13 protein-coding genes are annotated in these 15,441 nt (G+C 44.5%); 2 read left to right on the top strand and 11 right to left on the bottom strand.

Features of this window, described 5'->3' with window-relative positions; all coding sequences use genetic code 11:
* Window positions 1-2 precede the first annotated feature (2 nt).
* The 9 genes from F3J22_RS17980 to F3J22_RS17940 all read right to left on the bottom strand — a co-directional run bounded on the left by F3J22_RS17980 (window position 3) and on the right by F3J22_RS17940 (window position 10,698).
* Window positions 3-932: a hypothetical protein gene (locus tag F3J22_RS17980; protein WP_167019328.1), complete on the bottom strand. Its 930-nt coding sequence runs from the start codon at window positions 930-932 to the stop codon at window positions 3-5.
* Between the two features lie 4 nt (window positions 933-936).
* Window positions 937-1,080 (bottom strand): hypothetical protein, encoded by a 144-nt coding sequence (locus tag F3J22_RS17975; RefSeq protein WP_167019327.1) that lies wholly within the window; start codon window positions 1,078-1,080, stop codon window positions 937-939.
* 11 nt (window positions 1,081-1,091) lie between these two features.
* A complete protein-coding gene (locus F3J22_RS17970) occupies window positions 1,092-2,852 on the bottom strand; it encodes an asparagine synthetase B (RefSeq protein WP_167019326.1) in 1,761 nt (586 codons plus the stop codon).
* Window positions 2,853-2,854: 2 nt separating this feature from the next.
* Window positions 2,855-3,319, bottom strand: coding sequence for a lasso peptide biosynthesis B2 protein (locus F3J22_RS17965; RefSeq protein ID WP_167019325.1), 465 nt, complete (start codon window positions 3,317-3,319; stop codon window positions 2,855-2,857).
* Complete coding sequence (locus F3J22_RS17960; protein ID WP_167019324.1) at window positions 3,306-3,581, bottom strand: PqqD family protein; 276 nt, start codon at window positions 3,579-3,581, stop codon at window positions 3,306-3,308. Before F3J22_RS17960 ends, F3J22_RS17965 begins: the two co-directional genes overlap by 14 nt.
* 233 nt (window positions 3,582-3,814) lie before the next feature.
* Window positions 3,815-5,470 carry a hypothetical protein gene (locus F3J22_RS17955; protein ID WP_167019323.1) on the bottom strand — a complete coding sequence of 552 codons (1,656 nt, stop codon included), beginning with the start codon at window positions 5,468-5,470 and terminating at the stop codon, window positions 3,815-3,817.
* A gap of 1 nt (window position 5,471) precedes the next feature.
* The gene (locus F3J22_RS17950) at window positions 5,472-6,302 is read right to left on the bottom strand and encodes a DUF4397 domain-containing protein (RefSeq protein ID WP_167019322.1); all 831 of its coding nucleotides are present in this window, start codon (window positions 6,300-6,302) and stop codon (window positions 5,472-5,474) included.
* A gap of 12 nt (window positions 6,303-6,314) precedes the next feature.
* Complete coding sequence (locus F3J22_RS17945) at window positions 6,315-9,686, bottom strand: TonB-dependent receptor (RefSeq protein WP_167019321.1); 3,372 nt, start codon at window positions 9,684-9,686, stop codon at window positions 6,315-6,317.
* 58 nt (window positions 9,687-9,744) lie between these two features.
* Window positions 9,745-10,698: a FecR domain-containing protein gene (locus F3J22_RS17940; RefSeq protein WP_167019320.1), complete on the bottom strand. Its 954-nt coding sequence runs from the start codon at window positions 10,696-10,698 to the stop codon at window positions 9,745-9,747.
* 127 nt (window positions 10,699-10,825) lie between these two features.
* On the opposite strand from F3J22_RS17940, the gene F3J22_RS17935 reads away from it, so the two are divergent.
* A complete protein-coding gene (locus F3J22_RS17935) occupies window positions 10,826-11,386 on the top strand; it encodes an RNA polymerase sigma factor (protein ID WP_167019319.1) in 561 nt (186 codons plus the stop codon).
* Between the two features lie 621 nt (window positions 11,387-12,007).
* On the opposite strand, the gene F3J22_RS17930 is transcribed toward F3J22_RS17935, so the two are convergent.
* On the bottom strand, window positions 12,008-12,898 hold the full coding sequence (locus F3J22_RS17930) for a hypothetical protein (protein ID WP_167019318.1): 891 nt from the start codon (window positions 12,896-12,898) through the stop codon (window positions 12,008-12,010).
* 396 nt (window positions 12,899-13,294) lie between these two features.
* On the opposite strand from F3J22_RS17930, the gene F3J22_RS17925 reads away from it, so the two are divergent.
* Entirely contained in the window at window positions 13,295-13,885 is a 591-nt protein-coding gene (locus tag F3J22_RS17925; protein WP_167019317.1) for a hypothetical protein, read from the top strand.
* Between the two features lie 73 nt (window positions 13,886-13,958).
* Here F3J22_RS17925 and F3J22_RS17920 read toward each other — a convergent pair whose 3' ends face one another.
* Window positions 13,959-15,395: a hypothetical protein gene (locus tag F3J22_RS17920; RefSeq protein WP_167019316.1), complete on the bottom strand. Its 1,437-nt coding sequence runs from the start codon at window positions 15,393-15,395 to the stop codon at window positions 13,959-13,961.
* Between the last annotated feature and the right edge of the window lie 46 nt (window positions 15,396-15,441).

Below are 15,441 nucleotides of genomic sequence, written 5' to 3'. Positions count from 1 at the left end.
TTTCAACTAACGGTTTCTAAAATTGATTCATAAACTTCATGAATGCGTGAAATATCATCAGGGGAGTTTACATGGTAAGAGGGAACTATCTCCAGCAGCTGAAGCGCCGACTGGAAATAAGTATTCAAATAGTTCCTGGAATTAATTCCGGGGAGTAATATTTCATCCATCAGAATAGAAAATGCATTCACCTTACTTATAGGAGTAATAATTTTTTGTGGCGCCGGCATTCTTTCATGTAGAAAAAAGATGGCCGCTACCTTTCGCGGTCTTATATCATTATCTGTAGCAGGGCGCTTAAAATAATATTTGCTGCTGATCAAAGCCGACAGACTTGTTTGATCCCAATGATCAGGCAATTCGAATACACTTTTGATCTGTCCGGCAGGAATGTTAAATGCAGTTACAATTTCCGGATTAATTTTTAATGCAGTTTCCCCCTGAGATACAAAAAATGAATTTTCCTGTAGTTGAAGCACGGAATAATCATCGCACCATACCGCGTGTTGTTGCAGATGCAAATAGGCCGACAGTGTTGATTTTCCAGCACCTTTCCGGCCAATAAACAAAATGGCTTTATCACCCATGCACATAGCAGCGGCATGCAGGCAAAAATTCCCCTGTTCCTGCAGGCAACATTTGGTAATATTTCCTTTAATCAATGACTGCACCGTTTGCAGACTTACACTATCTGCATATTGATAGTAAACCTTTCTGCCAGCAGGAAGTATGATAAAACTTACTACGGGCACATGGTTATCGTGATACTCAAAAAGGAAGCACCTGCTGTTTTCAGCGATGCTTCCTGTAAAAATATTTTCACCAAATGCAGCTGAATCCGGGGTGAGTCTCAAAGCTGTAAAAGCAATTTTCTCTTTCAGCGCTGCAAACTCATCATACCCCAGATTACAGAACTCAATAGTCGAAGGCATCGGACTAAGAAGTATAGCCTGGTGATGAACCTCCATCAGATACTGCGCCAGAGCCAGCAGTATTTGTTACTTCCCCAATTTTCCCCAGATCTTTCAATTCCGGAGATTGATAGACTTTTTTTTCAGTAGGTGTGTTTTGTTCGTTCATCCTGGTAAATTTTAAAGTAATGGATTATTGTAACGATAATTATTCCACGATAGTAACTGCAGTAAATTCACTACTGCAGGAGAAGGAGAAATAGTTGTATTATTTATTTCATTCAACAATAGGTCTGTATTAATCTTCCCTTTTAGAAAATCTCCTGATTCAGCTATGCTTTGTTTTAGGATATTTTGTATTTCAGTTGCTTTTATAGTTTGCATATGAGGATTTCCAAATAAAGGCGTTTTAGGCCGCTGTACTACAGCTTCCGGCAGCAAAGGAATCATCGCCATACGGAGCAAAGTCTTTTTGTAAAGCAGGTCTTGCGGCACTGCAGCAACATACAGGAAAAGATCCAGTGAAAAAAATGGTTGTCTTATCTTTATTTTATTGCCGGTGAACCCAGGATGAGACGACTCGAAAACCCATGCCCAATAAGGATTTTCCAGCATCGCAACAATCGAATGGGGACAGACGCTATTCTCTTTATAATTATGTAAATCTTCCTCATACCAGGCCGGCAGAGCAGCCTTTTTATCCTTTATTATTAAGTCTTTTGCTTTTTTCCTGATTTTTAGTAAGCTACTGGTATATATTTTTAAGAGGCGTGACAGGAAATGCGTACGCTTAAAATGTTGCTGGCTTCCAAACATGGGATCTCCGCCAAACCCATTTAATAATACGCGTGAAAATCCTTCAGCATCTGAAATTATGCTGGATTCAGCAGTAGCATCAGGGACACCCGCCGGTTCCGGGAGCCAGGATGTTAGCGGCGCCGCAATGTTACTGATAAAATCATCGCCTATATAGTGCCTGACAGGAATATTAAGATGAGTAGCCGTAAGCTTACTGAAAAATCCTTCATTTTCAGTAACCAGCTGTTGATAGCTGATATTATAAGCTATGAGCGTATGGTTATCGCCATATTTTTCAGCGAGTATTTTTTTTGCCGTAGCGGTAATAGCAGAACTATCCATCCCTCCACTTAAAGTACAGGCTACTTTATCGGTACGGGTACGATCTTTAACTGATTGCTGAAACAATTCAAAGAACTGACTGGTATATTCACTGGCAGATGCATATCTGATCGGTTCAAACGCAGCAGGCACTTCCCAGTACCGACGGATGCTTACGGACCCTTTGTTGTAACTCAGCTGATGCGCCGGAGGCAGTTTTTTTATTTTTTTATAAATAGTTTGATCAAAACTTCTGTTTACCCCCTTCACCAGGTAATCATTCAGGACATTGTCATCCAGTTCCGAAACCAGTTGAGGAATGTATTTTAATGAAAGGTAAAAGTTGGTGAAAAGAAATTTTTCATCGAATTGAGTATAATAAAAAGGAATAAGACCAAAATGATCGCGGGCTGCAAACAGGTACTCTGTTTGTTCATTCCAGATCGCAAAGGCAAAATCACCCGAAATATGTTGCAGACAGTCTTCCCCCCATAGCTGAAATGCATGTAAAACTAGATATGCATCAGGTGTGGAAGTGCTGACAGTAGCGCCATGCAAGGCTAGTTGCTGTATCAGCGCCGCACGATTATCTAATCTTACATCTCCAATAATCCGGAGATTTCCGTCTAAAGTAAAAGGAAGATATTCGTTTTCGGTATCAGCGGTAGTTTTAAGCCAGCCAAAGCGCAAACCAGCCCTTTCACTGCACCATGCACCCGAATAATCGTTGCAGGTGGCAGTAAAAGCGGAAGCAGCAACATCTAACAGTGAAACGTCTTTATCGTCCAGCTGATGCGTCAATATACCGATAAATCCACTCATTTTTAATTTATGCGAATGTGTTTTCTGTTTTCTGGTAAAACTAAATAATTGGCTATGACAGATGGATGATCGTTTATCAGTACACCGCCTTTTTCCAGCCAGGCATGTGCATCAAATTTCCCGTTGACCTGGGTAATACCAATTTTTAAATCGGTGTAAATCCCTTTTCGCTTTAATAGCAGCCGCATAACAAGCGACTGTGACAAACAGCGCCCTTTTAAGCCATCAGATTGCTTTAGCAGGTTAAACGCAGTTTGGTATCTATCCAGGATAATGAAGGCTTCTTTTGCATCAGGTGTTGGGGTCTTCCCTGAAAAACGTGACAATAACTTTTCAGTCGTTTTTAAACTTGTAACTATTAAACACATCTCCGTAAGCATAACAAGCATACGGGATCTGAAAACCATACGATCGTAAGATTTTAGAGATTTTGTCAGATGGAGCAATGTCTGTTCATCGTACTTCAACTAACGCAGCTTTACTGAGGTCATCAATTAAACGGGTGAGATCATCCTGGAGCCTTTCTGTACTCACCTCATATTCGTTCTGCAATATTTCTACCGCAGCCATATACCCATTATTTTCAGCTATTAACTCCCAAAAGCGCTTACCTATTTCATTGAGCTCATAAAAGCGCTCTGTGTTTAAATTTAAAATAACAACGCCAGTGCCCATCTCCCGAACGATTGTGTTCTCGGAAATATGTATTTTTTTATCAGTGTAGCCCACAATGATTAAATTATGAATATTAATTTTGGTTCCCTGTCAATAATGGAATTATTTCGAAATTGTTCAAATATATAGAATATTCAGGTATTTACATTAAATGACTATACAAAATACATGTTACAACAGGAAAAGTCCCGCCGTTTTTACCATTCTGGCGTACATTATAAAGTAAAAAGAGAATGGTTGCCACAGGCAACCATTCTCCATGGCTATTGAGACAACCATTTCAAAAATCAGGATTTCTTAGGATAGATTTTGTAGATACTAACACCATTTGTATAATCACCGATTCCTTTACAGAAATAAACAGCACCTGTTTTATCCTGCCCGATGAGGGATGCATTTGTAAAATCGATCCATTTAGCCAGGCCCAGCGTCTGGTTCTGTTCTGCGGGTGGATAACCCTCCATTCCTTTTTCTGTACCTGCATAGCAATAGGCGGATCCGTTCAGCAAATCATAGTTTACCAATGAAGCTGAACTGGTCAATACGGAACCATCCGTCAGTTGCATGTTCGGGTGGAACAGATAGGTAGGATCACAGGCTACCAGCCCGATGATTCCCGTAACTTTATATTTAGGATCCCATTCATAGGATTGTAGCAGAAATTTCGATAACGGATTTCCTGCACCAGGCACCTCCTTAATCATATTCCCTTCGTTTGCATCGATTACCGCCAGTTGAAAATTGTAATTCTGTGAAAGCGTATAGGCATACAGGTATTTATCATTAGGGTCAATGAAATACTGACTACTGCCTATTCTCGGGCCAGGATGGTTAGGTCCGAACTGAAAAGAAGCCATCATGGTTACCTGTCCGGCTTCCGACTTCCCGATGTAAAACTCATTATTCGACCAGGGCTCGGCAGTATTATCTCCCATGATGATTGTCTGGTACCAGTAGCTCTGATCATCGGTTGTAGATGCCGGTGCATAGAAGTTTACAAAGTAGAGATTGCCGTTCAGGGCCACTTCCAGGTTGCGTGCTGCCAGCTTCACTTTCGATAGTAGCCCTTCCAGTCTTACCCCCGATTCGTTTGTACCCGCCCTGGAACGCGTCACCAGTGTACGGTTCAGCGTAGTCACTTTCTTTGAGGCAATATCCATGGTACACAAACGGAAAATATAGTTGGCCACCGTATCCGCAGAAGGTTCTACTACGGCACTGGAGAAATACAAAGTATTCCCGTCAAAGGAAATGGTGGCGCCGACAATATTCCTTAATGTAAAGTTGCCGCTGCCATCATTTAACTGGTCACCATTCTTCAGCAGCTCCTTCACGCCGCCGCCGGCATATTGATAGATGCCATGCGCATTACCGAAAAGCACATTTCCATTACCATCTACATGGACCTCGTTTACCATGAGATCATAATTCCGCGTATAGTCGGCAGGGTTAGCCGGCAGCCAGGTGAACAGCTTGTCTACCCATAATGTAGAGTCGGTACGGTTTGCCCCGGCTTTGATATATTGTATGGTGAGGTCTGGTCCGGTCACAGTAACGCCGTGTGCTGTAACGGTAACGGGCCTACGCGTTCCAAGGCCCATCTCTTTTGTAACCACAAAGCGGACTACATCCAGCTCCGGCTGGGAAGAATAGGTGGTATATACTGCGGCCAGCTTCATCGTATCAACAATAGTAACCGGCACTCCCCCCACGGTGATCGTAGTACCAGGTTCTTTAGGAAATAACCTGCCCACAAGGGAAACCGTATCCCCCACTGTAACCATGGACGGATACGTCCAGGTAAACTTATTGCTGCTGAAATTATTGGCCAGCCAGGGCTGTGCCGATACCATGGCTGCATGATCATCTACCTTTTTACAGGAACTTCCCAGCAGCTGGAATATAACAATACTTATAATTATGATGGAACAATACTTCTTCATGTTAGTAATTTTTGATTGGGGTGATACTGAAAGCACTGTTAATACCAACAGTTATACCGGTCCGGGGATCCTTATAGGAAGGAGGCGCATCGTTATCATAGCCGGTAATCACCAGCGTATAGGCATGACCGGGCAGCACCTCTACTGAGTTGCGTGTCATCACACTACCGTCATCACCCTGGGCATACACCTTTATTTTCAGGGTATCCAGTCCCGTTACAGGCACCGGAAGGAAAGCTGTATGGTCACCGAAATAGGTGTCTTTAGGAAAAGAAGCAGGGACATCACCATTAACGGTGAGGTATACACGCTTATCCGAAGGACTGAGGTTTACTATCCGTACGCCTGCCGCATCTGCCGAAGGCGTAAAAATATCATCGAGCAAAAGGGTCTTCATCTGCCCATATTTATCTCCATAAAAAACATCTACCGGACGCTGGTCCCGCAGGGTTACCTGGGAACTATCCAGCACAAACCTGGCAGTATCCAGCAGATACAGCTGATGATTACCAGCCGGCAGCCGCATATGTTGTATCCACTGCGTACGGTTCAGTATTGGAAAAGCATAGCCATACTGTTCGCTGTTATAGAAATAGGGGTATTTTACATAGGAAAGATCGGAAATCGGCTTGTAGGTAGTGTCTTTACTATCTATCAGGATAAAATTGATTCCTATATTCGTTTCCTTACGAACCGCATAGGAGGCATTGTAAAAACTGATACCAGCGTTATTACTCACAGCTGGCTCCGGTGTCACCTCTTTACTACAACTGGTTATTACGACAGCCATTATTAAGATCACCCATAACAGGCAGGGAATATTTTTCTTCATAAGAGTTAATGATTAAAACGCGTAAGTAAATTGCAATAGCACATATCTGCCAGGACTGAATTTCGTATAGATATTATCACCCACGTAGTAGGTTCGTCCATTCGCATCTGTCACTGGTTGCTCTTTATCGTAACGCTGGTTGAAATTATGATCTTCCACTATTCTGTAATCCTGGTTGAGCAGGTTCTGTATACTGAGCTTTAATGTCAGCGACCGGACGATGCGCTGTGTCAGCGAGATATCTAACAGGTGCATGGGCAGCTGCAACAAATCGGGCCTGTCGAAAGTATTGACCTGTAAGGTATCTGTGGCCGTACGGATACTTTTGGCGTATATGCGTGGTCCGCTGACGTTATACACCAGGCCCAGCTTTGTACCTGTAGCGGCATTTTCGTAGAAAATACCGGTATTGAGAATATAGGGAGATTGTCCCTGCAGCTGACCACCGCGCTTCCAGGCGGTATCGGAAGCATAATTGTTGTTCACCTTTCTACGACGTGTATCACTGGCAATCCAGGAGCCGTTGATCACCAGCGACAAATGGCGGAAAACATTTCCCGGTATAAACGACAGGCTTTTCTTAATCTCTGCCTCCAGGCCATAAAGATTGGCGCTAACAGAGTTATCGTAGGTAATCGTAGTAAAATCATATACATCACCCGCTTCGCTGCTGGTCAGTTCTGTACGCAAACGCTCGATAGGATGTTGTATATGCTTGTAAAAAGCACCCAGATTGAATACTTCATTGCCATTGCGCGGATAGATCTCTGCCCTTACATCATAGTTGTCAATAACAGCAGTTACGATATGGGAAGTACCAACGGTGACTTCATTATTCTGAAAGTCAAAATCCTGGTACGGTGTGATCTCTCTGAAATCGGGCCTGTTGACGGTTCTGCCGTAACTTGTTCTGAGCACTACTTTTTCCTGTGGCCGGTAGCTGAAGTTCAATGATGGCAACAGGATGGCTTTTTTATGGTCTACGTTGACTTCCTCAATGGAACCGGGCCCTTCTGCGCCTACTTTGGCACCTGAAAGTCGCTGGCGGTCATACTCCCACCGCAGGCCTGCGTTCAGCGTCAGTTTTTCATGCGCCGCCTTCCAGTCGCCCATCAGGTAAAAAGCGTTGTATTGCTCACTGGCCGTATAGGCGTCCATAGGTGTAGTAACATCATACAGGGCCAGTCCTGTCATGTCCTGCGGAAAATATTTTGTACTCCATAAACCGGAAAGCTCCTGTGGGCGGAAACGGATCAGGTCCATGTTGCTGTAGCCGTAGTTGGTCGTCCAGTCCAGGTCGCCATAGGGAGGAACGGTTTCATCGTTTCTTAATCCGGCCCTGTTCACGCGAAATGTTCTGCGCCCTACTTCCCTGGTTTTGAACAGCTCATAACCACCTGTTTTCAGGTAAAAGGCCGGTGTAATATGGAAAGTATAATCCAGTGAAACGTTATATACGTTTTCAATATTTTTGATAAATAACCTGGAGATCATACCTGCCTGGGTATTGGAAGCGTTTCCATTGGAGCCCAAAGCCTTCCAGGCGGCTGAATCTATCGTGGAAAAAGGTGCGGAAAAATGACTGATACGCTGGTCTGGCACGCTTTGCAGATCGTAGCTATATCCAATATTCCACACCAGTTCATGTTTGCCGGAAGTATCTGTCAGATGCCGGCCGCTAAGGTTGGCGGAATACAGCATACGTTGCTGAAAGGAGAGTATTTTGTCCAGCTTGAAGGTTTCCAGCCGGTAATACTCCGGTATAGTATTGGGCGTCGTATAGTCGATCCCGGTAAATCTTTTACCATCGTTTACAAAAAAGTTTTGCAGGGAGACGGAGTTGTTGTTGTTTAATTTTAATTGCAGATTTTCAAGGACATTAATTTTCCCGGTTTCAATCGTTTGCTGACTGTTGATGATACGGTTTTTGTCGCCATAGGATTGCCCGTAGTCGCCGGAAGCCAGGCGGTTCATATTGGTATTGCCCCGCTGGCGGTATACGCCGCTTGCCATGGTTTCTTTGGTATAGGTAACGGAGGTAAGGTCATAGAGTCTTGCCTGTCCTATTTTCCAGCTGTTGTAATAGTTGGCAAAGAACTGCATATCCGGTGTACTGTAGCGGGTACCGGGAGATAATGTACTGTTGAATCCTTTTAGCATGGCTTCCTGGGAAAGGCCGGTCACCTGCTTATTACTCTGGAAGATACCGGGAGAAAACCCAGGCAGCTTCCTGGTTCCATCGTCTATACCGATGAAGTCCAGCTTACCACCGTTATAGCTGTTGACATTCCGCATGCTGGTCCCTTCTCTGTAGGCCAGCTGCAGCCCCATATCGAAGTGCTTTACCGGCACGGCATTCTTGGTAAAAACCTTGATGGCAGCGCCGGCATAGTCACCTACCAGGTCTGCTACCGGCGATTTATATACGAGTATTTTATCTATCACACTACTAGGCAGCAGGTCGTAGGCAAATGCTTTCGACATCAGCTCTGTTGACGGCGCGATATTACCGTTGAGGTAAGTGAGGTTATAACGTTCATTCATACCGCGTACCACAATAAATCTGTCATCTACCACCGATACACCGGCAATACGTTTTACAATTTCGGCAGCATTACGGTCGGCTGTTTTGGCGATCAGTTCGTTGGAGATACCGGAAACCACACCGGTAGACCCGCGAATCTCCTGCAACAGCTGTTGCTCGGTGCTATGTGTTACAGATTTCACCTTACGGATGCCGCTTCCCACTACTACTTCCTTTAGAGCGCCACCGGTCTGCATTTTCACGTCATATACCGCCGTCCGGTCCTTTTCAATTTTAACACCGTCGATCTTACCGTACTGATAACCAATAAAAGTAATTACGACATTATAGGAAGATACCGGGATATTATCCAGCTGGTAATAGCCTTTATTGTCGGTGATGGTACCGAGTCCGGTACCTTCCAGGTGGATAGTGGCTCCCGGAAGTGGTGTGGCGGTTTCAAAATCCACTACACGGCCTCTTATACTGCCGTGGTTTGGATTTCCTTTTGGGCCACTCAGGCGCACTGCGATGGTATTGGCATTCACCTGGTAAGCCAGTCCATAGGTGGCATTCAGTTCTTCCAGCAGTTGTTGCAGCGGAACGCCTGTCTTATGGATAGTGGCCACTTTGATAGCGGCCAGTGAGTTTTTGTCGTAGGAAAAAGAGAATTCACTTTGCCGGTCTATTTCCGCGATCACTGCTGCCAGCGAGGTGTTGTTCAGCGACACGGAAATGGGCCTGCTCAGCGAAGGCTGTTGGGCCATCACCCGAAAGCTGGCCAACAGCAGAAAAATAGTCAGTACCTGCCACCATTTTTTTTGGGGCAGAATTGATCTTGATTGTCTAATTTTGTTCATAAGTAATCTTTAAAAACACATGTTTTTGATGCTCCGCCTGCCAGCGGAGCATTTTTTATTAATGGTACTGTTGTATGTATATGGTATCTTTCCTGATCTTGTACTGGAAACCGTGAATGAAGGCCATGTTGCGTAATACAACCTCCAGCGGGGCCGCTTCATAAACACCGGTAAACCTCGCGCCATTGAATGCTCCTGGTGTATAACGGAAGGTGGTGCCGTAGCGACCTTCCAGCCGGCTGAAAGCCGTTTCCAATGGCAGGTCATCCAGTACGAGGGCACCGCGTTTCCAGTTACTTTCATTTTCCACAGCAAATTTCCTGGTGACAAACTCATCGGATGCCTTCCTGTAAATGAGTCTGGTACCCGGTTTCAGCTGCAGGGTACTATCAGCCCCATGTACCGCTACCTTACCAGCAGTCAGCGATATACTGATATTCTTTTCTTTCGGATAGGCTTCCACGTTAAAGTGTGTTCCCAGTACAGTAGTGGTGATCCTCCCGGTATTAACAATAAACGGATGGCTGCCGGGGCTCACTTCGAAATACCCCTCCCCTGCAAGACTTACGATCCTGTTCTTTTCATCGAATGCGGGGTCTATGACAACGTGGGTGCCGGGAGTTATCCATAGCTGGGTATTATCCGGCAGGGTGATTTTGCGCACATGACTGGAATTATTTACAAGCTCTCTGGCCGGCGGCACTACTGGTGAAAGTTTTGCCGGTGGATATATGTTGTGAATCAGTATGCCTATCAGTATGGCGGCAGCGGCCCACCACAGCAGCGGGCGGTAGTTTCTTTTCTGCGGGGGCAGCAGGTATTGCAGACTGTTGTCCAGCTGCATAGCCAGGGCTTTCGGCATAGGCGGTACATCCGCTTCCGGCCAGCCCTGGAGCAGCTGCTCAGCCAGCATCTCGTCATCGGTATGTTGCAGCTTTTCCGTCAGGGAAATACGTTCCGCTTCGGTTAGCTGGTTATCTATATATCGTTGCCAGTTTGGATGATCCTCCATGATAAACTTTTGCGCGTTCAATCATTACACGTAACAACGATCCCTTACCTCAACAAAAAAATCGTGTATCCGGGGGAGTTAACAATTTGGTAATATCCTGGTAACGAAAACGGTCACCTATCTTTGCATGACTATGGTGGTAAACATGCAGGATAGGGAAGCAATTTTCGGAAGGTTCTATCATGCCTCCCGCGACCACCTGTACCGCTACCTCAGCCACTACTCTAAAGACCAGCATCTTGTACAGGACCTGATGCAGCAGTGTTACCTGCGGGTATGGGAGCGGCTGGATAGCATCAGCGAGCTGGATAAAGCCCTGCCATTATTAAAAACAATTGCCAGAAATCTGCTGATTGATGTGATCAGGAAAAGAATGAAACACGATATGGTGTGGCTGGAAAATATGCAGGAAGAAGCAAACGCCTTATTGACGACAACACAGGAAAATTCTATTTCCTCTCTGCAGGCGCTGGATGTCGCGATCGATCATCTACCGGAAAGCTGCAGAACAGTATATATGATGCACCGGGAACAGGGATTGAGTTATAAAGAGATATCCCTGCGTTTATCCATTAGTGTTAGTATGGTAGAGAAACATATGAGCAAGGCCATACGGCTGCTGACGCAGCAGCTGGTGACTAACCCGGAGTTGTTACTGGTACTGGTGGCGGTGAAGCGGTTGTTGTAGTTTTTTTATACTAATACATGTCTCTGGCATACAATACTGACTTTGCAAAATCACGGTCACTACGTCTGAAATCCTGCAGCACGGTACACATGAATGGACGCTTTGGATAATTACTACTATATAATACGCAGGTAAAAAGACAAATAGGTTCTAAAGGGAAACCAAAGTAATTGCGAAAGTACAGGCTATCACGTACCAGGCCATTGAGTATATTTCTCTCAAAAAAATCCGTAATGCAAAGTTCTTTTCCTGTTTTCATGTTATACCGATAAAAATCATAGGAACCAGCAGGCTCTCTTACAATAAAAAGGCAAACATTAATCTGGCCATTAAAAATCCATAATAATGTCGATTTAGCATCCCCCTTCCGGTACTTAACAGACAAACTATCTATTATCCGCAACCCATCCTTATATTCCATCCAATCAAGGAATCTGGGCGACATTTCCATTCCCTGATCCGTAAGATCCCAGATATACCGGCGCCCTGGCAACTGTGCATCACAAACCTGACACAAGATAATTAAGCAGCATATCGTAAGCAGCGATTTCATGTGGGAATTCTTTTATAGGTAGAGATAGCTGATTAAACGCGAGACATGGATTTTCTATTGCTTTACTGTCATGGTTTAATTGGGTAATCTGGTTCTACCCAGAATCCCTGCCAGCATTTTCTGTCAAAAGGGTAACAATAATAAACTACCACTTCTTTCCAGTGGTGAATAACCGCGTCATTTAGCTTAATAGTCTGAAGCGCTTCCAGTTCCGGAATACCTCTGTTTAGTTCCTTATAAACATAGGTATAATCCGATTCTTCATCATAATCATGTACCACATGCATCAACCCAAGCTCATCTCCAAACTCCCTTAACAAATAATGCCGGAGGCTCCACCCCTGGATTGCAGTATCAAATCCCCATACAGACAACACCGGCTTCAGACCATATCCGGCATCAGCCATCAGGAATGTATGTGCAGTAAGCGGCAAAAAGCGGGGAGCTTTTTCATACCAGGCTTTAAAAATGCTTATTTTTTCCTCATCAGCATCCGGGCACGGCCCCCAGGACTTCAACCACGACCCGTTAACACCAAGTATATCAGTAATAAAACGATCTTCAATCCAGGCAAGGCGGCTTGCAATCCACTCCGGTTCTGTGATCCAATTATAAAACAGAGAAGGACGATAAGGTGGATGCCAGAAATCGCACTTAGCCTGTTCTTCCGGCGTCAATACCCTTTCCTCTTCCCACGTCTCCTCCTCATATTTCTCTTCCTCATAATTCTTATCCAGTGTATGCAATACCTTTAGAAACGCCCTGTGTTCCACATCAAAATGTATGGCATACTTTTCTTCCAGCCCATCGATCTGTATGTCTGTTAATGGCAGCCATTTTGCGCCATGCATGGCTGCTTCAGGAGGCAGGTTACTGTAGTAGGTTTCTGTGGTTACTTTTATCCATTCCAGAAATGCGGTTAAATCCTGCGGAAAGGTGATCTCATGATTCATAGGCATGAATAAAGTTAATAAATATTCATCAATCTCATTTCTTCAAAGCATAATTATACATCTAGAAAAGATGAATATAAAAAACAGCAATCGCTATCTGAACAAAATCATTTTACAAAGAACATAAAACAACAAATCATAGCAAAACGCAATAGCATCAATAGTTTCAACGAAAATAACACTCATCTTTTATTCTAAAAAAACACCCATAAAATCATCTTATACTATTCTATTTATACATTTCAGATAAATATATTTATCGAGCAGGATCACATGATCATGGGATTTTAATAACCCCGTGCTGCGCGTGATAAAAATAATATTTCCTTTGCGCAGCACTGTTAAAAAAGAGCAACCTATGACGAGCAAATCCAATTATTATAATCACTAAATCCTAACAACTTGAAAAAATTTATTCTGTTAGCCGCCGCCTGTGTACTGGGCTATACCTCCTATGGCCAGAGCTTTATGCACGGTGCCGGTGCTGTGGTATTCGTAGCAAAACCTACTGGCGGCGATGCCTCTGCTGTTGGTGGCCTGACCTACTCTCCACGCTTCAATTTCGTTGAGAAAGATAACATGTCTGTTTCTGTAGGCGTTCCGCTGAGCCTTGGACTGGGTGGCAGTTATAGCAGCGACCGTGGCTCTTACAGCGGTGAAAGCAATAACCTGAAATTTATGTTTAATGTGCCGGTAATGTTCAACCTCAACATCGGCTGTGGCGCTACCCCTGATGTAGAGAGCCGCTTCGGTTTCTTTGTGGGTGCCGGCTATGGCTACCATTACCAGAGCATCAACGAAAACTACAGCGACAGCTTCGAGAACTCTTACAGCTACAGCGGTAAATCCAGCACCACCGGCCCTGTTGGTAACGCAGGTATTCGCTTTGGTGTAGGTGAAGATCATAACATAGAAGTGAAATTCAGCTACATGAAAGGTATCACCAACGATAAACCTAGTATCATGGGCATCGGCGCACTGTTCAACTTCTAATAGCAGTCAATAAAATAGGAAAAGGTTGCCTCTACCAGGTAGAGACAACCTTTCCATTTATTATCAGCATTGATCAATTAACAATGGCAGCTATGCAAGTCTTTCCCGCACCTACTTCCACGTCCGCATAAGAAATAACATGGCCTCTATTATCCTGCCAATGGCTGGCTGTTGTTTGCTTACCATTTATCAGCAGCTTACCATAGGCGCCTGCAAATGAAGCTCTCCAGACAATTGCCCTATTTCCTTTATTACCTAAACTACTGCGTTTATCCGTTTCCGTTACAGCAATGGTACTATTCAATACCTGTAATTTATCAACGGCTGCATCACCTCCTGGCTTACCGCGATACAAAGTAGTAATACGATTATGTTCAGCGTCAGGCGAAATACCCATAAGGCCGCGAATAAAGCCTTCCAGCACGCCAAATGAAACTTCAGGATATGTTCTTCTTAGTGTATGCTTATCCGTTAATTTCAGGAGGTAATTACGCCCCTCCTGCCAGTAACCGTTTTGCCAGAGTACTACCGGCAGGTACGACATATTCTCCACGTTCCAGTTGCCCGCCAGCAGGTGCTCAATGGTTTTATTGCTTCTTGTGGTATCTGTCAGCGCATCAAACCATAGCAGGAAAACCTCGCCTTCTCCCACCCCAAATTTACCGGCATGCGTATACCAGGTGTAATAACCGGTAGCCTGCGGATTCCACCAGTATTGGTCGATATGTTGCTGATATAAACCAGCCTGTTGCCGGTATATTGCAGCTCTTACAGTATCTCCCTTTATAGTTAAAATGGATGAATAGGTTAGCAGCCCGCGATAGATGGCTGCGATAAGATCAACTCCCACACTGAGGTCTCTTACATTTTCTACGTAAGAGGGTAAGCCCCTGCAAGTATGGAAGTTGTCCTGGTTATTGAATGGTGAAGGAGCATGCAGCTTTGGCGGCCTTACCAGCAGTGAATCTGGCTGCAGACGCCAGTGCCGGATATATTTATCTACAGTATTATCAAAAAAATTCACGAATACAGGATCATTGATATAGGATGGATCCCCTGTCCATTTATACAATTTCCAGCAGGCAAACATGATATCAAAATTTGCATTCAGGTTGTACCAGAAGGCGGTATCGTTGCGGTAATCTTCCGGCGCCGGCTTCCCATATTTATTGATTTCCCAGTACGAGCACCAGTCTTTACCTTCAGAAATATTGGCGGCGAAGGCATGCAGCATATTACTATTGGCTTTACCCATACCACTGATGGCAGCACCAATGGTCTGATGCGCCACATCCCGCATACAGAATGCATTGCGGGAAGGCAGTGCGGCTTCATACCATGGCCCAACCGGATCATGTGGATTCCCCTGGTAACCCAATGCTGTTTGTAATGCCCAGTCGTAGGCCTTTTGCAACGCTGCATCGGAGGTTTTAAACACTGCCGGCGTTTGTGCGTCCACGTTAGTTTCACTACAAAAGCATATCAGCAGTAACAATAACCGTATTTTCATTTAATGTCTTTTATGTACCAGTCAGACAGGTTCTTGCCGTAGCAGG

Origin of the sequence: Chitinophaga sp. Cy-1792 (assembly GCF_011752935.1) — a bacterium.
In the GTDB taxonomy this organism is placed as follows: domain Bacteria; phylum Bacteroidota; class Bacteroidia; order Chitinophagales; family Chitinophagaceae; genus Chitinophaga.
This window is presented reverse-complemented; position numbering and strand designations above follow the sequence as displayed.